Source organism: Shewanella sp. MF05956 (assembly GCF_059758055.1).
On the sequence record NZ_JCAYNV010000008.1, the window covers coordinates 104,572 to 126,972 of the forward strand.

Annotated in this window: 17 protein-coding genes; 10 read left to right on the top strand and 7 right to left on the bottom strand. The window is 43.1% G+C overall.

From position 1 onward, the window contains the following. Nucleotides 1–20: 20 nt before the first annotated feature. The 6 genes from AC19MX_RS10570 to AC19MX_RS10595 form a co-directional block, all read right to left on the bottom strand. Entirely contained in the window at nucleotides 21–995 is a 975-nt protein-coding gene (locus AC19MX_RS10570; protein WP_498297930.1) for a helix-turn-helix domain-containing protein, read from the bottom strand. A gap of 426 nt (nucleotides 996–1,421) precedes the next feature. Continuing rightward, nucleotides 1,422–5,045 (bottom strand): S8 family serine peptidase, encoded by a 3,624-nt coding sequence (locus AC19MX_RS10575; protein ID WP_498297932.1) that lies wholly within the window; start codon nucleotides 5,043–5,045, stop codon nucleotides 1,422–1,424. A gap of 230 nt (nucleotides 5,046–5,275) precedes the next feature. Next, nucleotides 5,276–5,737, bottom strand: coding sequence for a transcriptional regulator AsnC (gene asnC, locus AC19MX_RS10580; RefSeq protein WP_498297934.1), 462 nt, complete (start codon nucleotides 5,735–5,737; stop codon nucleotides 5,276–5,278). Between the two features lie 111 nt (nucleotides 5,738–5,848). Next, the gene (gene rluA / locus AC19MX_RS10585; RefSeq protein ID WP_498297935.1) at nucleotides 5,849–6,526 is read right to left on the bottom strand and encodes a bifunctional tRNA pseudouridine(32) synthase/23S rRNA pseudouridine(746) synthase RluA; all 678 of its coding nucleotides are present in this window, start codon (nucleotides 6,524–6,526) and stop codon (nucleotides 5,849–5,851) included. Nucleotides 6,527–6,660: 134 nt separating this feature from the next. After that, entirely contained in the window at nucleotides 6,661–6,951 is a 291-nt protein-coding gene (locus tag AC19MX_RS10590; RefSeq protein WP_432402856.1) for a hypothetical protein, read from the bottom strand. Nucleotides 6,952–6,965: 14 nt separating this feature from the next. Continuing rightward, nucleotides 6,966–7,385, bottom strand: coding sequence for a hypothetical protein (locus tag AC19MX_RS10595; RefSeq protein ID WP_432402858.1), 420 nt, complete (start codon nucleotides 7,383–7,385; stop codon nucleotides 6,966–6,968). A gap of 319 nt (nucleotides 7,386–7,704) precedes the next feature. On the opposite strand from AC19MX_RS10595, the gene AC19MX_RS10600 reads away from it, so the two are divergent. Together AC19MX_RS10600 and AC19MX_RS10605 are read left to right on the top strand one after the other, a co-directional pair. Beyond that, nucleotides 7,705–8,694, top strand: coding sequence for a 2-hydroxyacid dehydrogenase (locus tag AC19MX_RS10600; RefSeq protein ID WP_498297937.1), 990 nt, complete (start codon nucleotides 7,705–7,707; stop codon nucleotides 8,692–8,694). Between the two features lie 54 nt (nucleotides 8,695–8,748). Continuing rightward, a complete protein-coding gene (locus AC19MX_RS10605) occupies nucleotides 8,749–9,486 on the top strand; it encodes a dienelactone hydrolase family protein (RefSeq protein ID WP_432402862.1) in 738 nt (245 codons plus the stop codon). Between the two features lie 74 nt (nucleotides 9,487–9,560). On the opposite strand, the gene AC19MX_RS10610 is transcribed toward AC19MX_RS10605, so the two are convergent. Continuing rightward, complete coding sequence (locus AC19MX_RS10610; RefSeq protein WP_498297938.1) at nucleotides 9,561–10,100, bottom strand: mechanosensitive ion channel domain-containing protein; 540 nt, start codon at nucleotides 10,098–10,100, stop codon at nucleotides 9,561–9,563. Nucleotides 10,101–10,251: 151 nt separating this feature from the next. Between AC19MX_RS10610 and AC19MX_RS10615 the strand changes: the two genes are divergently transcribed. The 8 genes from AC19MX_RS10615 (at nucleotide 10,252) to AC19MX_RS10650 (ending at nucleotide 22,317) form a co-directional block, all read left to right on the top strand. Continuing rightward, on the top strand, nucleotides 10,252–10,995 hold the full coding sequence (locus AC19MX_RS10615) for a spermidine synthase (protein WP_432402866.1): 744 nt from the start codon (nucleotides 10,252–10,254) through the stop codon (nucleotides 10,993–10,995). A 240-nt stretch (nucleotides 10,996–11,235) separates the two neighbouring features. Then, on the top strand, nucleotides 11,236–11,805 hold the full coding sequence (ahpC, locus tag AC19MX_RS10620) for an alkyl hydroperoxide reductase subunit C (protein ID WP_432402868.1): 570 nt from the start codon (nucleotides 11,236–11,238) through the stop codon (nucleotides 11,803–11,805). Nucleotides 11,806–11,916: 111 nt separating this feature from the next. Then, the gene (ahpF, locus tag AC19MX_RS10625; RefSeq protein ID WP_498297940.1) at nucleotides 11,917–13,482 is read left to right on the top strand and encodes an alkyl hydroperoxide reductase subunit F; all 1,566 of its coding nucleotides are present in this window, start codon (nucleotides 11,917–11,919) and stop codon (nucleotides 13,480–13,482) included. Nucleotides 13,483–13,911: 429 nt separating this feature from the next. Further along, nucleotides 13,912–15,513 (top strand): methyl-accepting chemotaxis protein, encoded by a 1,602-nt coding sequence (locus AC19MX_RS10630; RefSeq protein ID WP_498297941.1) that lies wholly within the window; start codon nucleotides 13,912–13,914, stop codon nucleotides 15,511–15,513. A 306-nt stretch (nucleotides 15,514–15,819) separates the two neighbouring features. Continuing rightward, nucleotides 15,820–19,503: an ATP-binding protein gene (locus AC19MX_RS10635; protein WP_498297943.1), complete on the top strand. Its 3,684-nt coding sequence runs from the start codon at nucleotides 15,820–15,822 to the stop codon at nucleotides 19,501–19,503. Further along, a complete protein-coding gene (locus tag AC19MX_RS10640) occupies nucleotides 19,503–20,156 on the top strand; it encodes a condensin complex protein MksE (protein ID WP_432402877.1) in 654 nt (217 codons plus the stop codon). The genes AC19MX_RS10635 and AC19MX_RS10640 overlap by 1 nt, the downstream gene beginning before the upstream one ends. After that, the gene (locus tag AC19MX_RS10645) at nucleotides 20,153–21,373 is read left to right on the top strand and encodes a phosphoenolpyruvate carboxylase (RefSeq protein WP_432402879.1); all 1,221 of its coding nucleotides are present in this window, start codon (nucleotides 20,153–20,155) and stop codon (nucleotides 21,371–21,373) included. Before AC19MX_RS10640 ends, AC19MX_RS10645 begins: the two co-directional genes overlap by 4 nt. Continuing rightward, complete coding sequence (locus AC19MX_RS10650) at nucleotides 21,361–22,317, top strand: DUF7281 domain-containing protein (RefSeq protein ID WP_498297945.1); 957 nt, start codon at nucleotides 21,361–21,363, stop codon at nucleotides 22,315–22,317. The genes AC19MX_RS10645 and AC19MX_RS10650 overlap by 13 nt, the downstream gene beginning before the upstream one ends. Nucleotides 22,318–22,401: the final 84 nt, after the last annotated feature.

Here is a 22,401-nt window from a genome sequence, read left to right on the forward strand (position 1 = left end):
GCGGGATCGGTGAAGTGACTCTATTCGGTTATTCTGGCACTTTTTTCGGTTCTAGTGAGTGATGCTGAAGAAATGTTGAATTTCTCCCGTATTCGTTTTCGAAAAACCGTTGGGCTCATGTCCGTTTCACGTTTAAAAAAACGGCCAAAGTATGAAGAATCTTCAAAGTTCAAACGATAACCAACTTCTGCAGCCGATAGATCACTGTGGCTCAATAGTCGTTTAGCTTCTAAAATAATTTTATTACGGATTATCTGTCCCGGAGCGTATCCGGTACCGGCTTTAACAGTATCAATAAGGTGATTCGGACTCACTCCTATTCTTTGTGCATAGTCCTTGACCGAATGTTCAGTGATATAGTGTTCTGATACCAGTTGTTCAAATTGACGCAATAATGGTGATCTATCCTCTAAGTGTTTACCCATATGTTCAGTACAGTACAATCGATGAAGCTTCATAAGTAATATGTGAAGGTAAGCGCGGACGATTGACAGGCTGGAATTCACCTCCACATGGAGCTCTTCTTCTATTCCTTCCAGCATAGTTATCAGTTTAGTCTGGTTTTCTCCAATAACAGAAAGGCAGGGGTCACTTGCTACATTGTGGAAGAAAGCAAAGTCATGGGCACGGATAATATTTGAGTTCGGGAATGCTAAAAACTCTTCAGGGATCAGTAGTGCATATCCTTTTAATGGTTTGGAGAGTTGCCAAAAATGAACCTGTCCTTTGGAGAGGAAATAGAAAGATGAGTGATGAATAGGATAAGACTCAAAGTCTATAATGTGTTCCCCTTCCCCCTCGGTGATATAAAGTATTTCGTAGAAATCATGGTGGTGAGGATAAGTTGCATAACCGGACTCATTCATCAACTCAAACTTTGTTAAGGTAAAGGGCATCTGAGAGTCAAATATCAAAAGTGGTTTACCATTCTTATACTGAACACTTTCAAGTGCATCAGTATATAAATGAGATGATATTGGGGGCATGCTATTCATAAGTGACAAATCTCGTTAGTTGCCTCAAAAATATTATAACTTTTATTACTTAATTATCCATTTTACAGTGTTAATTTAATATCTGTACTGGGGCCTGTTGGGTTGTGATTGTTGTGTTCTTCTAATACATTTTTTCGTGATGGTAAAAAGAGTAACTCATTGATACTCAATGCCCAGACTTTTAAAACGTTTTGTGGTCATCATTATAAGTACACAATGATTGTTATTTGCTAAATTACAGATGTTTAGGTAGATTTTTAGTTCGAAATCGTCCTCAAGTTGATTAATCTTCAAACCCTAATTATGCAGATGGTTTTTTGGTTGATAAAATATTGATTCTTCGAATTTGATGCATAAAAAAACCAGCTACAAATGCAGCTGGTTTTTAAGTTAATTTGGAAAATCCAAATTATGTATTACTGATGATTAGTGCTTACGACGACGTAATGCAGCTAATGGTAGTAATAGTGCTGTTAACCAGCCCATAGAACCACCAGAAGATTTCTCTTTTTCTTTTTCTGTTACCGTTACGATCATTGAGCCTTTTTCACTCTCTAAACGGGTATCAGAAGCAGTCACTGAGAACTTGATAATGTTGTATCCTGCAGGTGCTGTAAAGCTAATTTCAGAACCACCATTTTCAAAAGTAACAGCGGTGCCGCTAGTTTGAACCCAATTGTATGTTAGGGTATCTCCATCAGCGTCAGTACCGTTTGCTTTAACAGTAATGGTACTACCTTCCTCGCCAGATACGTTGGTCGGCGCGACTATTGGCATGGTGTTGTTTATCGTTACTGAAACAGTTGCTGGTTCTGAACGATTACCCATAGTATCTAGTACAACAACTTGAGCTTCCATGGTTTCACTGGTTTGATCAATGACAGCCATGTCACTTAGGCTAACTTCACCTTTGGCATTAATTGCTAACATGCTTGAATTAGAGCTAACCACGATAAACTCAGAGACTGGGCTTGTTAACATGTCTGGATCGGTTGCCACGATTTGACCTAGAACAGTTCCTGGTGCAGCGCTTTTATCGACAGTCAGCATCAAGTCTTCAACAGTTGGAGCGACGTTACCTTCATCTGTAGTGTTTGCTACTACTGACATAGAACCATTATCAGAAAGTAGCATGTAGCCTAGTGAATTGCTGCCCACTTCGGTAACTAGCATTGCGCTTTCGCCAGGTTTTAGTTCGGTAACAGCTTCGCCTTCAGCGTCGACAATACCCGCATAAGCATCAGGTGCATCTAAGGTTAGTGTCCCTTCTGCTTCATCACCTAAACCTGTAGGCGTTGGTGCATAATCAGCTTCTTCGACACGGAAACGAACTTTAACCTTGTTACCTAAATCTGCAGCAGTTAATCCAACATCTTCAAAACACACCATAGTGGTTAGGAAGTTATTGCCTGTAACATGATATGCAGGTTCTAACGTACCGTTACCCGAGCCGAAAGGTACAACGAATCCATATAGTGAGCGAGGGTATGCATCATTAAACCATTGAAGGTTTACTGTTGTTGCAGTGTAATCCCATGTACCATCGTTGTCTAAGTCGTAGTCAACGTTATAACTTGCTACAAGGCCATGCACCATAGGGTCGCGCATTTGGAAGGTGTTCCATATTGCGATCTCTTCATCACACGATGCACTACCAGAAAGCTCACTAGACGCATTAATTAAGTCATGGCGAATTGCCATATTCTTAGGGCTAGTTGCCGTTAACGGAGCACTGAATGGATCTGTTATAGAAGTAGCACCCACGTTAGTCAGTGTTCTTACAATACCGTCAGCTGTCACTTCAGTTGAAACTGACGCAGCGGCAGCTGCTTTAGGCAAAATGTGATAAACGACGTGTAACGCTTGCTCATCGCCATCCATAAACTTAATTGCACCATCGTACTCAGACAAGGTCAATGCAGTTGAAGCATCTTCTGCTTCGCCATCAAGTTCATATGATGATGTTAATGTCCATTCTGGTAACTTAGTTGGATCGATTGTTACTGTTACGTCAAATGTTTTGGTTTGGCCAGCAGGAATTTTGATGCTTGCAGGCATATCAAAAGATACAGCCTCTGAATCTATGTCATTCTGGAAGCGTTGCTCTGCCATTAACGTGTATGTTTTAGCTTCAGCCGAGAAGTTTTTCACAGAAATGGTTTTTGTCATTGATGTTGTTTCACTTAATGAAACAAGACCAAACGCTAAAGCTGCCTGCATTGTGTCTTTGTCGTATGCAACGACGGGTAAGTTGATTGATTTTTCAATGTCAACCAGACCAGCACCGATATAACTGATTGGGGCTAATTCAGCATCTGGGTTTAACCCTAAAGGCTCAACAGTCACATTCAAGTTTGCCGCGTTCATCATAGTAGCTTTGATTTCAAGCGCACTACGATTTGGCAATGCCTCTTTAACAATACTCATAGCACCAGCCGTAATCGGGCTAGAGAATGATGTACCGCTGATTGGAGATAACCCGTCACCTAAACCTGGGTGAGCGGTCATGATTGAGGTACCTGGCGCAGTAATTTCAGGCTTTAATGTGCCAGCAATTGAAGGACCACGTGATGTGAAGTCAGCTATAGCACCAGCAGTTGTCACTTCAACAGATGCAATAGAGAATGTAACAGCACCTTTTGCGATTTCAGCTTTTAGTGCAACACCTTCTTCTTGAGAAATCATCACAGATGGAATCGTCACAAGAGGATCAGAACCACCCATTACTGAAGCTGCACCAGCATTATTTGCAATGATGACAAATGCAGCGCCTTTAGTTTGAGCGTTAAGTACTTTTGTTGTGAAGTTACAAGCTCCACGGTCAATAATAGGGATTTGACCTGTAAAATCTATATCATCGGCAAAAGCCACACAACCATTTGTATTAGTCGTAGGCACAACCAATGTTGATGTAGAGCTATCAAACGAATAGGTGTTAGTGGTGTTAAAACCTGCGGCAACCGCAGTTAGTTCTAAACCTGCAGCTGAAGCTGTAATTTTGCCAACAGGTGTTGTTGGGTGAGTCATTGCTCCAACAGATAACGCATTCGCAGAGGTACTAGGTCCGCCAACTACAAATGGGGTCGCACCGTCGTTACCTGCTGAAATAACAAGGTTAACGCCAAGCTCAACCATTTCATCAATCAGTTCTTGAACCGCACCTTCTTTAGAATCACCAAAGTCGCCACCTAATGACATATTGACGGTATTAACACGGTCAGAAATGTCACCATCACCATTTGGATCCATGGCAGCTTCTAACGCGTAAAGCTGAGCAAGACCCGAGCAACCTGAATCACACACTGAGTAAACGTATAATTCTACATCTGGTGCAACTCCAACAACAGAGTGGCTTACATGAGTACCGTGGTTGGTACTGACATCAATTGGGTTTGGATCATTATTGACAAAGTCATAACCGCCAGCGACTTTACCTTGTGGCCAGTTTGGCATTTCAGCTTTTGCGGCTACAGCTGCTTCATAGTCGGCAATAACACCTGTGCCGCCCAATGCTGCATGAGTATAATCTACGCCAGTATCTAAAACTGCAACTTTTTGACCTTTACCTGAAGCAATACCCGCTTCGATTACTGCGGTAGCGCCAATATAATCAGCACTATCAGCTACATGTAACTCGTAATCATAGATAGGCAGAATATCAGCGACGTCTGAATTTTTTAATAAGGATAATAATTGCTTTTTATCTGCTTTAACTAAAATGGAATTAACCAGTTTTGATGTTTGGCCAACCACTTCAATGTCAGCATCTAAACTGTTAATGACGCTTAGTACACGTGATTGAGACTCTTGAACAGATGCAAATGCTTGTGTTGATGAAACTTTTGATAAACGAGATTGCTCTGATACTGACTGAGTGTTCAGTTTGATCATCCAAGCCGATACGGTTGATTGCTTTTCTGATTTAGTGGCTTTTAAACCGGCATATTCATCGAGAGATTGGTTAGTAGTGTTGTATTTATTAGCAGGCTCTGCAAAGCAAGCGCCAGATATAAGTGCGGCCGAGATGGCTAGGGCTAGTTTAGTCTTCACAACTTCTTCCTTGTTATTAAACATCACTCAATGAGTGGGTATCGCGGTAACACGATGATTATTAAGTAATGTAATGGATAATGCTTAATGTTTATGTGCTGCACTCTTTGATGCATCAGCAGCATTTGTAGCACACTTAATTAACAAAAGTCACACTATAACTTAATAAAAAGGTAATTAAATGTTAACGGCAGGCATGTTGTAAAAGATTGAGGTGGAGTGAGGGCTGGTTAAGGTTTAACCGCTCTAATGATAGGGTTTTGGAGGCTAATCAGTGTTTCGGTTGATTGGATCTCATCAATCGATTGGATGCGATTAATCAGTACATGCTGTAACCCGTCGATAGATTGGCACATGACCTTGACAAAAACTGAGTAATTTCCGGTGGTGTAATAGGCTTCTACTACTTCTTCTAATGCATTGAGTTTTGCTATGGCGGCAGGGTAGTCACCAGCACTTTTTAAATTAATACCAATAAAACAGCACACATCATAGCCAAGTGCTTTTGGGTTAACGGTAATTTGTGCACCGGTAATAATGCCAGCTTGTTTCATTTTTTCAACACGGACATGGATAGTGCCAGCGCTCACACTAAAGCGCTTTGCCAGTTCAGCAAATGGCGTACGTGCATCGTCCATCAGTGCCGTAAGGATCTGGTTATCTAAATCGTCGCGTTGAAATGAGCTATCCACAGTATTGAGCCTGCTACACCATTAATTGGCCATAAATCTACGTCTTTCATTGCATAATAGCCAGTAAAATTAGTAGTGATATTAACAATGTTTAATTTTGATGTTGTTAGACTACTGAGCTGCTGTGGGATCGATAAATTCGGCTGGCGATTCGAAATGTATTTGCTGCTCGGTATACGGATGGGTAATGGTTAATGCCGCTGCATGAAGCAGTAATCTTGGTGACAGGCTTTTAGCGAGTGCGTCAGCATAAAAGCCATCTCCCAGTATAGGGTGACCTAATGCCATCATATGAACCCGTAATTGGTGTGAACGGCCGGTAATAGGGGTCAATTTCACTAATGTAGATTTAGCGGCATAACTGACGACTTCAACGAGAGTAGTAGAGGGTTTACCAACCTTATGGTCCACTTTTTGTTTAGGACGATTTGGCCAATCACAAATCAACGGCAAATCAACTTGAGTGACGCTTTTGCTTACATGGCCTGCCACCCGTGCATAATAGGTTTTAGCAGTTTCACGATCCCGGAATTGTCTTTTAAGTTCGCGTTCTGCACTGCGACGAAGCGCAACAACAATGATTCCGGATGTGGCCATGTCGAGACGATGGACAATTTGTGCGTTAGGGTGCGCCGCTAACACGCGAGAATAAACACTGTCATGATAAATCGCTTCTCTACCCGGTACCGACAACAACCCAGACGGTTTATCGATGACGATAATGTCTTTATCTTCATGAAGTATGTTTAGCCAAGGCGTGGTGGGCGGGTTATAAATAAAGTCAGCCATGATGGGTCTCGTCAATGCGCAGTGGGTGGTGAGTCATAAATAAAGTCAGTTATTATGGCGCTCGCCAGTCAATTCGCGGCAACGATACCGTTTGACCTCAAGATACGCAAGTATTGCTTAACCATAAAAAGTGCCTAAGAAAAGGCGTGGCCGTTAACGTGCATTATGGTGAATGTCCATACGACAAACGCCAGTGGGATATGCACTAATGCGTAAAAGCATTGGTCAAGGCGTTGCATGCCTTTTGACAATAAAATGAGGTATAAATGTGCGCCGATGGCAACAGGGAAGAGTAAAAACAGGGGATATAAGGCAAAAGGGCTCGCATCGGTAAAAATCGCGTGGCTTAATATAGCCCAAATAACCATAAATCCAGTGGTCATAGGTGGAAGGGCGACGCGATATTGCTCTGGATATGGAAACATCCTGTGTCCTTTAGTTAGCCTTTAATTTCTTTACGACTTTGAATCACTTTGCGGTGCACAATTGAGTAATGACGTAACCCAGCAGGACCGTGAGATACAATAACAGATAATAGAATAATAAAGATGACTAATTCAGATTTGCACTGACTTATTTGAATAAAGAAACCTAACAAGATGATTTTTAATAAGGTTAATATGCCCTTTAGCTGGATAAGCCAACGCCAGTCGCGAATAATTTCCCAACTCATTAGCAACACCCCTGAACAAATAGCGGCGAGCCAATAGTTAAACCACAGTGATAAATCCAGATCAAACATGATGCCACCGCCACTGCCGACGACACCCACAATGTGGATAGCTCTGAGCGTTGTTTTACTGATCCGTTCAATCCAAAATCGTCCTTCAGAGACGGGCGTATTGTTATTGTTTTTCATAGGTTATTTTCATGGTTTAAAATACTTCAATAATAACAAGCTGCGCTAATATAAACAGTGATGCACGCGCCAGTTTTGCAGTTTACTTGTAATGGTATCTTTGATTAATTAATCGTTTCTATTGGTTTGGCACAGGCCAAATAGCCGCATAATGTTGAGACAATACTCGATAACGTCTCAATGTCAGTTTGATCACAATTTGGTGTTTATCCAATGTGATATTGGCGACAACACTCCTGAATTCACATACAATTAACGTCTATCTTGATTAAGCTTCAGGCTTAATTATGCCATCGACGATCGGTAAATTTGGATACTTATGAGAATTGGATTTTTTAGCGCGAAGCCTTACGACATTGTTCATTTTAATCGTACTAATAAGCAGTTTAATGTTGATATCGAATACTTTGATTACCGACTTTGCATGCAAAACGTCAAGTTGGCCGAAGGTTACGAAGTAGTCTGTGCATTCGTTAATGACTCGCTATGTGAAGAAGTGTTAGTGGAATTAGCCAAAGGCGGAACAAAAATTATTGCCATGCGCTGCGCGGGGTTTAACAATGTCGATTTAATTGCCGCTGAGCGTTTAGGTATGCAAGTTGTTAATGTGCCAGCTTATTCCCCGGAGTCAGTTGCAGAGCATTCAGTGGCATTAATGTTGACCTTAAATCGCAAAATTCATAAAGCTTATCAACGTACGCGAGACGCTAATTTTGCCTTATCGGGTTTAGTGGGCTTTAACATGTTTGGCAAAACGGTTGGGGTCATTGGCACCGGTAAAATTGGCGTGGCGACCATTAAAATCCTACTCGGTTTTGGCTGTAAGGTCATTGCATACGATCCTTATCCAAATCAAGCCGTCATTGACCTTGGGATTGAGTATGTCGATTTAGACACACTATACCCTCAATGCGACATCATTAGTTTGCATTGCCCACTGACAAAAGATAATCATCACTTACTGAATCAAACCACGTTTAATAAAATGAAACCTGGTGTTATGGTCATTAACACCAGTCGTGGTGGCTTACTCAATGCATTCGATGCGATGGAAGCGCTTAAACACGGTCATATAGGCTCGCTCGGGCTTGATGTTTATGAAAATGAAAAAGGGCTTTTCTTCGAAGATAAATCAAGTGAGATTATTCAGGATGATGTCTTCCGTCGTTTATCTGCCTGTCACAATGTTATTTTTACCGGCCACCAAGCTTTTTTAACCGACGAAGCACTGAATGCTATCGCTTCTACTACACTGACTAACGTGACTAAACTGATGTCAGGTAAGGTGTGTGGCAACGAGTTGTTTTAAAAAAACGAAGTCAGTAACGGCAAGCCGCTTTTTGATAAGTCACAATGGAAGAATATGATTACAAAAACTGAAGTACACGACATTGCAACGCCGACAGGCGTAATGCGTACCACCTTGTATCGTCCCGATATCAAAGGTCAATTCGCAACGATAATTTTTTACTCAGAAATATTCCAACAAACTGCGCCTATTGCACGCTCAGCAGCGATGCTTGCAGGTCATGGCTTTGTTGTTTTAGTACCAGAAGTGTTTCATGAGTTAAATCCAATTGGCACAGTATTGGCTTATGATGAAGCGGGTAAAGATAAAGGCAATGCAGACAAATGGGCCAAACCATTAGAGCATCATGACAGCGACACCTGTGCCTTAGTTGATTTTGCTCGGGCACAGTCATTTTGCAGCGATAAAGTTGGCGCGATGGGTGTGTGTATTGGTGGTCACTTAGCTTACCGCACCGCACTTAATCCTGATATTAGTGGTGCATTTTGTTTATACCCAACCGACATTCATTCAAACACATTACCTTGCCAAGAAGGTAATGACTCACTGAGTCGCACTGGTGATATAAAAGGCGAGTTAGTGATGGTGTTTGGTAAGCAAGACCCGCATGTGAGTAAAGAAGGGCGAAAGCTTATTTACCAAAAGCTTGAACAGGTAAATGCAAACTTTACCTGGCTAGAGGTGAATGCCCAACATGCCTTTATGCGTGATGAAGGCGAGCGTTACGATGCCGCATTAGCGTTACAAATGTACTTGCAAGCCGTGGCATTTTTTCATCGCGTACTGAATTAATAGGCTTAACGGGTATCATTAAAAGGCGCATTAGCGCCTTTTATCATTTATGCCGGTCAACCTACTGCGATGGGTTATTTACGCTTTGGGATTACCCGTCTTGTTGGTGACGTTTTTTTCGCAGATTGTTCATTTGTGAGCTTAACCACGCCTTTTTGCAGCAATAGACTGTTTGGGTAAGTCATCACATCACCCGACTCGCGCTTAATCAGAATGTGAAACAGTGATATTTCAACTATCACACCCGACATATCTTCATCTTTTTCAACAATTCGAATGCGATCGCCAATACGATACGGAAAGGCAAAAAATATCAACACGCCGGCAGTGATGTTGCTAAGAATCGACCATTGTGCAAATAACGCCACACCTAATACCGCAAAAGCCGACGACACAAACAGTGATACGTCTTGATAGCCCAAACCTAGCGATACCGTCATGAATGACACTGTAACGAAAAACATAAAATAAGAAATTAACCGAGTCACTAAGCGACTTCGCACTTCATTGACTTGTTTTTTATCGGCTTGAAGCCTGATCCATTTACTGACCTGGCGTTGAGCAAAAAAGAATATTGCCAGATATAAAATACACATCAACAACTGGTTAAACATGGTGGTTTCCTGTTTGATTAATACAACAATCTAAATCACGTCGTTTGGCATTAAAACCACAATGGGCTCGGACTAGCGCCCCATAGTTGGGGTACAATACGGTTTTGTTGTTGGCTGAACATAAAGCCAAACCTCCCCCGCAGAGTGAAGTATGTCCGAGTATAAAGTATTGCATGTCGACAGTGATAGTTTTGGTGATTTTTGTGTGCTCGATGATGGTGATTATAGAGTGCTATCATTTGGCGATAATGACGAGCAAAGCAAAATGGACAAAGCGGAGCCTCATGTACCACAACACACTTATGTGCAAGCCATGTTGTCGGTATTGTTATTTACTCAGCCCAAAAGTGTGATTATTTTAGGTTTAGGCGGCGGAGCTCTCGTGCACTCGCTTCGCCATGTCGACGCGGCGATTAAAATTACCGCTGTCGAATTACGCGAGCGAGTCATTGATGTGGCAAAACGCTTTTTTCAGTTACCGTTGAGTAAAAAGCTTACGTTGATCCATCAAGACGCAAATCTCTTTTTAGCGCAAGCCGAACATAAAAAAGTCGATGTGATTTTTGCCGATATATACAGTAATAAAGGCGTAGATAAGCAGCAGTTAACAGATGTGTTTATTGGCCAAACTAAGCAGTTGTTAAAAGCCGATGGTTTTTTAGTGCTTAATTGTTGGAAAGAGCACAGCCGCGACACTCAGTTACGCGACACGCTTTATCACCATTTCACTCACGTTTATGCCTGCTTAACCGGCGGTGGTAACTGGGTTGTTTATGCGACTAATGGCAGTAATCACTTTGGCATGGCTAACAATAAGCAAGCATTACAAAACTTATCGCAAAAGCTTGATACTAATATCAGTCGGGTATTAACCCGGTTTGGTGCCTGGGAATAGTCTTAACGAATTAATCTAATGCTTAGGTGCATCATCGTAAATGATAATTATGCATTCGTTTTTACCGATGAAGAAAAAGGTTCAATATAAAAAACCGATTAAGGCGATAGCTTTTATCCGTTATACTTAATTCATCTCCATCGCTATTATGATTCACATCAGATGACGAGCACATGTTCATCATCTCCGACACCATAAGGTATCGGGTTAACGTAAATCTTAATTCCAATGGAGCATGACATGACACAATCTATCATCAACAGCACAATCAAGCCATTCAAAGCAACTGCGTTTCATAATGGTGCATTCGTTGAAGTGACCGAGCAAGACTTATTAGGTAAGTGGTCTGTAGTCTTTTTCTACCCAGCCGACTTCACGTTCGTATGTCCTACAGAGTTAGGCGACATGGCTGACCATTACGAAAAGTTACAAGCTATGGGCGTAGAAGTTTACTCAGTATCAACTGACACTCACTTTACTCACAAAGCGTGGCATTCAAGTTCAGACACTATCGGTAAAATTACCTACCCAATGATTGGTGACCCAACGGGCACAATTACTCGCAACTTTGGTGTGATGATTGAAGAAGACGGTTTAGCACTTCGTGGTACTTTTGTTATCAACCCAGAAGGCCAAGTTAAAGTAGCTGAAATTCATGACCTAGGTATTGGCCGTAGCGCATCTGAACTCGTTCGTAAAATTCAAGCTGCACAATATGTAGCAACTCACGATGGTGAAGTATGTCCAGCTAAATGGCAGCCAGGTGAAGAAACATTAGCACCTTCAATTGACCTAGTCGGTAAAATCTAACTGCTAAGTTCACCCTTAGGTTAGTAATATCATCTCCAGTTGGTCGGTGCTCCCCCGGCGCCGACTAACACTCTCCACTTTTTCGAACTTTCCCCATTTTTAGGAGTTGTTATGTTAGATGCGAATGTAAAAAATCAACTGAAAACCTATCTGCAAAACCTCAAGCGCCCAGTTGAACTTGTCGTATCTGCAGATGACTCAAACAAAGGCAAAGAATTAACCAGCCTAGCCAAAGATATTGTCGATTCATCTGATTTAGTCTCAGTGACGTATCAGCAAGGTAAGCGCACACCAAGCATGAGTGTGATTAACCCACAAAACGCAAGCAACATTAGCTTTGCTGGTTTACCAATGGGTCATGAATTTACCTCACTGGTGTTAGCGCTATTACACAGCGGCGGACATCCGATTAAATTGGATGCGGATATCATTGAACAAATCCGTCAGCTACCCGGTGAATTTCATTTTGAAACCTATATTTCGTTAAGTTGCCAAACTTGTCCTGAAGTGATTCAGGCATTGAACATGATGGCGGCGATTAACCCAAATATTACCAACGTGATGATTGACGGTGCGCTTTTCCAAGAAGAAGTGACAGACCGCAATATCATGTCAGTGCCATCAGTATTTTTAAACGGCGAAGCCTTCTCTGTGGGCGCCATTAGCGTTGTTGAAGTACTGAATAAGTTAGATAAAAATGCTGCAGGCAGACAAGCTGAGCAGTTAAACCAAAAATCAGTTTTTGATATGTTAGTGATTGGTGGCGGCCCAGCAGGCGCTGCAGCAGCTATATACTCTGCTCGTAAAGGCTTAATCACCGGTATTGTTGCCGATAAGTTTGGCGGCCAAGTGGCTGAAACGGTTGGTATTGAAAACTTTATTTCTGTGTCTAAAACAGAAGGCCCTAAATTGGTTGCCAATTTAGAAGCCCACGTTAAAGATTATGACGTCGATATTATGCAAAACCAGCGCGCATTGAGCCTAGCCAAAAGCGGCCTGTTTGATGTCACGTTAGAAAGCGGCGCTACCTTAAGCAGTAAAACGATAATATTAGCCACAGGTGCACGTTGGAGAGAAATGAACGTCCCTGGTGAGCAAGAGTATCGCGGTAAAGGCGTAGCGTATTGCCCGCATTGTGACGGCCCATTATTTAAAGGCAAACGTGTCGCGGTTATCGGCGGCGGTAACTCAGGCATTGAAGCCGCTATCGATTTAGCCAATATTGTTGAGCATGTTACCGTACTTGAGTTTGACAGTAAGTTACGTGCCGATGAAGTGCTGCAGCGTAAAGCTAAATCTATGGGCAATATCACCATTATTACTCAAGCTCAAACCACAGAAGTCAAAGGCGATGGTACCCGCGTAACCAGTTTGATCTACACAGATCGAGCAACAGGTGAGAGCAATACCGTTACATTAGCAGGTATCTTTGTGCAAATTGGCTTGGTGCCAAACACAGAGTGGTTAAAAGGTGTGGTCGATATGACACCTCGCGGCGAAATTATTGTTGATGAGCGTGGCCAAACTTCAATCCCGGGTGTATTTGCTGCAGGTGATGTAACCAATACCCCCTTTAAGCAAATCATTATTGCGATGGGCAGCGGCGCAACAGCATCTCTTGGCGCGTTTGATTACTTAATCAGACACTCAGAAGAAACAGAAGTAAAAGCAGCGTAATCAATACGTTTCCTTTACAGTATAAAAAAGAGTCAGCTTAGCTGGCTCTTTTTGTTTGTACCATTGATGATACTTATCGATATCACGGACACCATAGCCATTGTTTTGGATAAAAAACAAGCAAAAAAGATAACTGCATTAGATAAACTTCAAGTATATTCAAGCTAGGCCGATACTGAGTGACAAGTCTGATTTTGAAGTAATAATCAATTTCATTATTGGTAAATTAATAACCATAAAAAGTATTGCTATAGTTAAGCTTATAAATACCGTTGCGCATTGTCCGATGTGCACGATATCTCGTCAGGGATTAAACCCGGTGACACTCTTCGCAATAGTGCTATTGGCGTTGTTTAATTGGCAGCGTCAAGTCTAATTTCCGTATATTGAAGAACGCTTTGGGGGCGAAATATGAGTTGGTTTAGTAACATGTCAATTTTTAAAAAAGTAGGGCTGATATTTGTTTTGTCAGTGATTATTTTTGCTGTCAACCTGGCGATCAGTACGGTTGCGATTAACAAAAATCGTGACACCTTGTCGTTCATGGAAACCAAAGTCGCGCAGCGAGTGGAGCTGGCAAATCAAAACGTGATTTATGTGCAGCGTTTAGATGAGTTATACACGCAGGCGGTGTCTTTTGCTGATGAAGACCTACTCGAAAACGCCAATAAAACCTTTACATCTCTTAAAGATAACCTGACTAATTTGTCTGCTACCGACACACAAGCGTCGGTGATGTTGGGACAATTATCTCAACAGTTAAATGAATACAACAACATGACGTTGTCTTTAGCCCAAGGCATGCTTGAAGGCACCATCGATATGGCCGACGTCGGGCAAATCAGTCAGAAAAAAGCCAAAGTGTTTGAATCGTTAACTAAGGGTATCAATACTTACAAAGCCGACAAAGTTGATGAGTTTAGTTTGACCATAAAAGAAGCCAGCGATCGCTCTGAACAAAGTTTGTACCTTACTTTAAGCATTGGTCTTGCCTTACTGGTGTTAATGGCCTTAGCAACAAATTCAATCGCTAAAGCCATTAGTGGCTCTGCTGGTGATGTGGCTAAATCATTAGGTGAACTGGCCGACGGCAAAGGTAATTTACGTCACCAATTAAGCGTTGCGGGTACCGATGAACTGGGTCAAGTGTCGAGTAATTTTAATCGTTTTTTACGTTTACTGGCCGAATCGATTGAGCGCGTTGTTAATGTCACCAGCCCACTGTTAGACAGTGCCTCATCACTAAAGGAGCGCATGACAGTTGCGACTAAGGCGACTAAAAAACAAAGTCAGGATGCTAAAACGGTTCACATGTCGATGGAAGAGATGCGCCATTCGGTCAATGATATTTCTCACAGTGCCCAGCAAGCCGCAGAAGCCGCTCAAGTTGCAGAACAAGAAGCAACAGAAGGTTTGGCTGTTGTGCAGCGTACCGTGAGAATTTCTCAAGAGTTAAACTCAGGCATTGAGTTGGCATCTAATTCAATCAATGAGTTAGCAAAAGACACTGAAAGTGTCGGGTCTATCTTAAATGTGATTACTTCTATTGCAGAGCAAACTAACTTATTGGCGTTAAACGCTGCTATTGAAGCGGCACGTGCAGGTGAACACGGTCGTGGTTTTGCTGTTGTAGCCGATGAAGTGCGCGCGTTGGCATCTAAAACCGCAGATGCCACCAAAGAAATCCGCGGAGTGTTAGATAAACTCAAAGTCGCGGCAGAGTCGTCTGTGAGTACCATGAATGTGGCCATCACTAAGTCGTCTGAGAATGAACGTTTTGCTAAAGATACCGGTGAAGCGCTGAGTTCCATTCAGTCTAAAATTGTCAGCATCAACAGCATGAATACGCATATTGCCTCTGCAACAGAGCAGCAGTCCCTTGTGGCCGCGCAAGTGGCAAACAATGTGGTTGAAATGAATGCCTCATTTGAACAAACCTTAGGGATCTTGGCAGAAGTGCAGGGCATTTCTCAAGGGCTAGACGGATTTGCTAACGAGCTTAATAACGCGACATCGCAATTTAAATTATAAATGTAAGTTGTAAAGGTCAGCTATTCATTAATCATCGCAAAGTAAGCAGCAACATCAACGCAGAGCAAACGCTCTGCGTTTTTATTTGTGTTATGCAAGCCTCTAATTGAGCACTATCACAGCAATTGTGTGTAATTGCGCTAATGTAAGCGTCACTTTTTTCTGAAATAGCGTATTATCACGGCAAAAATTGCCTCAAGACGATGTTTGATTTACTTTAATCGTCTTGAATGAATTGATGTTAGTTATTCAGCGTTATTTTGCTTATTTTTCACTGTAATGTGAGCTGTTTGGAAAAGGATTATCATGCCAAGCTTGATTAGAATCGTATTAATTAATACTCACCTGCCAGGTGTGGTCGAATTGCTATTAAAAGGCCATACCAACATTTGTGGTACCAACGCGTCTGGTAAAACGACTCTACAGCGCCTAGTGCCAGTGTTTTATGGTGAATACCCAAGTCGCGTAGTGCCGTCAACCCGTGACAGTTTTGAACGTTGGTATTTACCGCACGATTCTAGCTACATTATTTATGAATACCAAAAAGATGACGGCTTACTGTATCAAGCAGTATTAGCGTCAGCTGGCGACGGTAAAGGGGTGAATTACCGCTTTATTGCACGTGGTTTTGAACTTGAGGATTACATTAAATCCCGCAATGGCGACACCATCATTTGCCATTCGATGGCCGAGCTTGGTCGTGAAGTTAAACGTGAAGGCATCGCGCACACTAACTTACTCAATACTCGTGAATTCCGCGCCATTATTCAAAACGATCGCAGTTTACTCAATACGGGCAGTAACCGAAACGAGTTACGTACTTATGCGCGTCAGTTCTCGCTATGCGATGGCGAACACAGCCTACGCCATATTGAAAAACTGGCTAAAGCCGTGCATTCAAAAGAAGGTAAAATGGAAACGGTCAAATCAATGATCGCCGCCATTTTAGAAGAAGATGGAGTCAATCCACCCACTTCACGCCTAAATCCTCAGCGCGTTGAAACCTGGATCCGTGAGAGTCAGCTCGTACAAGGTTTTGAGCAAATCCGCCCAGAATACGACAAACTTGAACAAGAGTTTAACCAATTACTGAGCGCTGAATTGCGTTTAGCCAGCTTATCTCGCGGCTACCGTGGTGATGAAACTCTAGAAGCCGAGCGTCAAGACCGTAATCAAACCTTAGGTAAAGAACTCAATCTTAAACTGCGTTTACTCGACGATGAGTGGAAAGATGTCCGTGATGAGCTCAACCAAGAGTTGTCGGCTGCAAAAGGCGATGTCGGCAAATTTGAATATGAGTTAGATGCGATTGAAGATCAGCATGCCGCTTTTTTAGATGCCGACATTGAGCAGGCTAAAGCAGATTTAGACAATCTGCCTAATTGGCGTAGCGACGTTGAAAATCTTAACGAGCGCCACAAATTACAAACTGAAAAACACCAAGACATTGAAGCGGCTTTTAATGCGCGTCGCAGTAAAATTGCCGAGCAGCTTCACCGTGAACTGGAGTCGTTACACACCGAACAAGACACTCAACGTGAAGCGCGTGATAAACAGCGTGAGCTGGCCAATGACGATTTAGGCAAACTTGAGCAACAATGGCGTGAGCAAACTGACGCCGGTAAAGCCAAATTTAGTGAGCACGAGTATCAACTTAAATTGCAAGCCGCTGAGCTTAAGCATCAAGTGGATGGCGTGACGTACACCGAAGATGAAAAAATGCGTTTGGCTATATTTGATGAACGCATCAGCCTCGCCGATGAAGAGCAAGAAACCTGTAATGCCAAGGTTGAGCGTTTAACTACCGAGGAGCGTAAGCAGCGAGCCAAACGTGACCAAGCCAACGAAGCGCTGCGCATTGCCAATATTCGGGTGAGCGAGCGCGAAAATGCCAAAGAAGAATTGCATCACATGCTGTTCCCACAGTCGCATACGCTGTTGGAGTTTTTACGCAAAGAAGCCCAAGGTTGGGAGCAATCATTTGGTAAAGTGATCGCGCCAGAGTTATTGCATCGCAGTGATTTACACCCAAGTTTAACCAAAGACAATAGCGACAGTTTATTTGGCGTCCACCTAGATCTTAACGCCATTGACGTGCCTGAATACGCCGCAACAGAGCAAGATTTGCGTATCCGTTTTGCTAAAGCCGAAGAAGCCCTGCAAAGCGCCCAAGAAATACATGCTGAAGCTGAAGATCAGCTAGTGGTGATGAACAGCGCACTGGATGCCATTACCCGTGAGTTGACATTTGCCCGTACCGCCTATAAAAATAGCCGTGAAGATTTACGCCGACTCTTTGATGAAAAGCGCAGCGAGCAACAAAAGATCAATCAAGCCGTCGCCGATCGCAAAACCGAATCAGGTAAGCGTTTGGTGCAACTTGATAATGAGTTAAAGCAGTTGCATAACCAACATCTTGAATGGTTAGCCGAGCAAAAAGATCAGGCACTTGAAGCTCGCATGGACAAAAATGCTTACTGGCAAGAAGTCGTAGGCGCTATCGACAATCAACTTGGGCAAATTAAAGCCAATATTGAGCAGCGTCGCGCTAATGCCAAAACAGAGCAAAAAGCCTGTGAAACCTGGTACAAAAATGAGCTGAAATCTCGCGGTGTCGACGAAGGCACTATTTTAGCGCTTAAAAAGCAAATTCGTGAGCTTGAAGCGCAAATAAGCCAGGCAGAACAACGTCGTAGTGACGTGTTACGTTATGATGATTGGTACCAACATACCTGGTTAGTGCGTAAGCCAAAGCTGCAAGCACAGCTCGCCGATGTGAAACGTGCCGCGCTCGAGCTTGAGCAACAATTAACGGCTAAAACCGCGGAAATTAAGCAACGACGCAACAGCTTAGAAACCGAACGTAAAGCCTGTGATGCCGCTCAGGTTGAAGCATCTGAAAACCTCACTAAACTGCGCGCAGTAATGCGTAAGTTGGCAGAATTGAAGTTGCCGGCCAATAACGACGAAGCCATGGGTAGCATTGGTGAGCGTTTACGCCAAGGCGAAGATTTATTGCTAAAGCGTGATTATTTAATGGGCTCAGTAAAGCAATATGTTGAGCACTTTGACTCTGTGATTGCCAGCAAATCGGGCTCAAGTTTGGCCGAGTTCTGGGAGCGCGCGCGTGACGAGTCTAGCTTTGTTAATGACAAAGGTATTCGCCTACTCGATTACCGTAAATTAGTGCCACAGCTAGAGCAGTTGCTCAATGTGATGGTGCCGCAATCGTTAATGGCGATTCGCGAGCAAGGGCGTATTTTTGGTATCGATTTAACCGCATTTTACGACGTATTAACCGACATCGACCGCCGAATTGCCAGCCAAAGTGCCCGCATTACCCGTGAAGTGGGTGAAGAGTTATTCCTCGATGGTGTATCGGAATCGGCTGTACGGATTCGCTCACGCATCAGTGAACTCGAGTTCTGGCCTGAACTTGAAGTGTTTGTAAAAGCCTTTAAAGCCTGGAAAGCCGACGGTTTTAGCCAGCTACCAGACGAACATTACACTAACTCAATGCGCCGCGCCCTAGACATTATTGGCCGCGCCGCACTAACCGGTGGCATTGCTAAGTTACTGGAGATTGAATTGCGCTTAAAAGAAGGCAATAGCGATCTGATTATCCGTACCGACCGCCAGTTAAATGAATCATCTAGCCATGGTATGGCATACCTGATTTTATGTAAATTCTTGCTGGCATTTACCCGTTTATTACGCGGTAAAGCCAATGTAACCATTCATTGGCCTATTGATGAGCTCGGCACCTTGCATCACACCAACGTGAAGAAGATTTTTGACGCCTGTGAAAACAATAACATTAGCGTGTTAGGGGCGTTCCCAAATCCAGAATCTGAAGTGCTTAACTTATTTGCTAACCGCTACATTATTAACAAACAAACCAAAAAACTGCAGGTGGTTAAACCTAAAACTAACCCGCTAGCAGAGCGATTATCACAACGAAATACTGAAACTGCTAAGGAGCACAGTTAATGTCTGACTCAAATGAAACAACCTTAGTGGGAACCAGTGCGTTAATCGAACAGTTATTGCGTGGCGAGTTTATTTGCCGAGTGACTAACGAAGATGGCTGGCGCGCGCTAAAAAACAACAGCACCCGCGAGCGGATAGAAACGTACTTAAATCAAATTAACCGCACCCTAGCCAGCGCTGGTGAAGGTGAAGTGTTCTTTTGTGGGTATCTACAACTTGGCGATGCTGAGCGTAAAGTGATTTCATCGCAGTTTAAAGATATTTGCGCGGCGTTAATTCCGCTGGTGGAATGGCTCGTGTTAGTACAAGAAGCGAGCGGCCAGGATGCACCATTAAGTGAAGGTGCACCGATACGATTAACCGACTTACAAGCACGAATAGAAGACACTCCAGCCTTTAGAGAGCAACTAACAAAGCTCAGCCAGTATCGCTTATTTGGCTCTAGCAGCAGTAATGTCGACGGCCAAATTAAGTTAGTGTTTAAGCGCTTAGTCGAATTGGGTTACCTAGCAAAACCCAATAGCGAGAAACAGATTTATATTGCCACTGGTAAGCTTGATTACTTATACGAAGTGATCCGCTTTATTGACGAAACTGAGGGGTTAAGCCTTGAGGCGCAAGCTGAAACCGCGACCCAAAGGGAGTTAATATGAGCAGCAACTTACACCAAGCTGGGGTAAAGCTGCTCAAACAACTCGGGCGGCATGCCGATGTGATCATGGATGCGTATTTAGCCGGCTCGGTTAACGACACAGCCCATGATGCTGGCGTGATTGAAAAACTCAAAAAAAGCGGCATTTTGTGGCGCCCAGAGCCAGACCAAGAGCTGCGCTTAAAGCGCTCAGTGCGGGCATTGCTTGAAGAAGCCTTAAGCGATGAGCGTAACCGCCAAATTGACTCTAACGTTGGCTCATCTTTAGCGACCATTAAAACCCTGGCCGACCATTATAAAGAAGCGCGCCACAATGTTGATTACAGCGCTGCAGAAGCCTATTTAGCCGACTTAAACGAACACGTTTACAGCTTTACCGACAGCTTACGCTATTCGATTAGGGTGTTGTGGGGACGCATTAACAACGAGTTTGGTTATGTCGGCACCATAAGTGCCAAAATTCGTGAAAACGAACTGGCGCAAAGCCAGGTGTCTGACTTGCTTAATGGCCTTGAAATGTTCCAGTTTAGTGAGCTGGGTGAAATTGCCGGTGACATCCGTGAGTTGCGCCGTTTATTAATGACCAGCTTGCAAGAAACCCTAAGCCAGTGTACTCAAGAGCTGAGTATTGTTCAGGGCAGATTGTATGAATTACTCGGTCGCTTTAGACAAATCCAAGGGCGTACTCGGTTGCTCAAAGGCTGGTTGCTGCACACCGACATGCACCCAGACTATCAAGTCGATAACCATGTTGGCCATAAAGCGATTCCGAATTTATTTAACTGTGCCCAGGCTCTATTAGCACCAGCCAGTGTCGATGTGAGTAATCCACATCATGAGCTGGAGTTAATGAGTTTAGTCGCGCAAGTTAAAGCCATTAGCCGTGATGCATTACCGCACATTGCACGTGAGCAAAATGTCACCTTTGAAATGGGCGACAGTGAAGATTTTGATATCCCAGAAAATCCACTCAAAATTGCCGTGGATGAATATTTCTGTGAGGTTATCGATTCAGGTTTACGTCAATCTGCATTGAGTTATTTAACCGAAAAGCAATTAACCTGGGATGCTGAAAGTTGGCTTTATCAAGTGATTGGTGGTTATGAAGGCTTGGCCGATGAACATAAAAATTACTTTGAGTTAGAACCGATAGGTAAACCCGATCCAGTGTATAACGGTAATTTTATCATTCATGATGTTGAGTTATGGCTAGCCTAAGCCAGAGTCAATTACAGTTAATAGCCCGCGCGGCAAAACAACTTTTACCGCGCGTAACATTTAATGCTGGTTGGAAAAAGCTTTATCAGTTATGGCAAATAGGCGAGCCCGATGGTGCTGAAAAATACCTGTATTTAACCCATAAAGATTATGGTTTACTGCGTGAAATGGCGCAGAATAACTCAGGCTTAGATATTCTCGCACTCGATTTTGACGTGCCGCGACAGCAAATGTCGCAGCTCAGTGCTAATGAAAAATACGCTAATATCAGTCCAGATGCCGATTATGTGTTAATCAAACTCGCGCCTAACATCGTTCAATCTCTGTTCTCTACATCCGCAGTAGGCTCTGTCGTCGAGGTGTTGACGGTATTAGGTAGCTCATTGCGATTAAAGGTCGACGCCGCAGTTGCACTGTGTCAGCAACTTAAGATTACCCAGCTCATTGTGGTCGAAAATCTCGACAGTTTTGATAATCTATTTGCTTATTCATTCACATCCGAGCTACAGCCAATAGTCGACAATTGCATGGTGTTGTATCGTGGCAGCCACGATTATTCTCCTGCTGGTCGTAAGCATTTTTTACATTTGATCGCCGCACTGAAGTTGGATGTAATAGCTTTTACTGACCTTGATCCCGCAGGGTTGATGATTGCCAATACCCTCGAACATTGCCACAGCATGATCGTGCCGCAATGGGTGCTTGAGGCACCCGATAAACTGCTCGCTATCAGCCAAATTAACTCAGTCAGTGATTTTGATAAGCAGCATAAACAATCGGCTTATTTAAACAATATTTTGTCGCAAGGTACTGTAGCTTCAGTGGTATTCACACCTCAATGGGTATCATTAATCCAGTGGTTGAGCCGTAACCGTGTCAGCATGAAACAACAGCATATGTTGGCAAAGTCATTGCCGCTGAGCTTACTAAAAATCCATTCATAATATCTAATGTCTTAACCTCCTATCGGACAAAAATGCTCAATGATTTTTGTACAGAGTGCTCTTGTATTGTACGAAATATGTTCA

Coding starts and splice junctions, on each gene's coding strand:
- AC19MX_RS10605 (WP_432402862.1), top strand. CDS start 8,749: ATGATTACAAAAACTGAAGTACACGACATTGCAACGCCGACAGGCGTA.
- ahpF (WP_498297940.1), top strand. CDS start 11,917: ATGTTAGATGCGAATGTAAAAAATCAACTGAAAACCTATCTGCAAAAC.
- AC19MX_RS10615 (WP_432402866.1), top strand. CDS start 10,252: ATGTCCGAGTATAAAGTATTGCATGTCGACAGTGATAGTTTTGGTGAT.
- AC19MX_RS10630 (WP_498297941.1), top strand. CDS start 13,912: ATGTCAATTTTTAAAAAAGTAGGGCTGATATTTGTTTTGTCAGTGATT.
- AC19MX_RS10590 (WP_432402856.1), bottom strand. CDS start 6,951: ATGTTTCCATATCCAGAGCAATATCGCGTCGCCCTTCCACCTATGACC.
- AC19MX_RS10600 (WP_498297937.1), top strand. CDS start 7,705: ATGAGAATTGGATTTTTTAGCGCGAAGCCTTACGACATTGTTCATTTT.
- AC19MX_RS10650 (WP_498297945.1), top strand. CDS start 21,361: ATGGCTAGCCTAAGCCAGAGTCAATTACAGTTAATAGCCCGCGCGGCA.
- AC19MX_RS10635 (WP_498297943.1), top strand. CDS start 15,820: ATGCCAAGCTTGATTAGAATCGTATTAATTAATACTCACCTGCCAGGT.
- AC19MX_RS10640 (WP_432402877.1), top strand. CDS start 19,503: ATGTCTGACTCAAATGAAACAACCTTAGTGGGAACCAGTGCGTTAATC.
- AC19MX_RS10610 (WP_498297938.1), bottom strand. CDS start 10,100: ATGTTTAACCAGTTGTTGATGTGTATTTTATATCTGGCAATATTCTTT.
- AC19MX_RS10645 (WP_432402879.1), top strand. CDS start 20,153: ATGAGCAGCAACTTACACCAAGCTGGGGTAAAGCTGCTCAAACAACTC.
- rluA (WP_498297935.1), bottom strand. CDS start 6,526: ATGGCTGACTTTATTTATAACCCGCCCACCACGCCTTGGCTAAACATA.
- ahpC (WP_432402868.1), top strand. CDS start 11,236: ATGACACAATCTATCATCAACAGCACAATCAAGCCATTCAAAGCAACT.
- AC19MX_RS10595 (WP_432402858.1), bottom strand. CDS start 7,385: ATGAAAAACAATAACAATACGCCCGTCTCTGAAGGACGATTTTGGATT.
- AC19MX_RS10570 (WP_498297930.1), bottom strand. CDS start 995: ATGAATAGCATGCCCCCAATATCATCTCATTTATATACTGATGCACTT.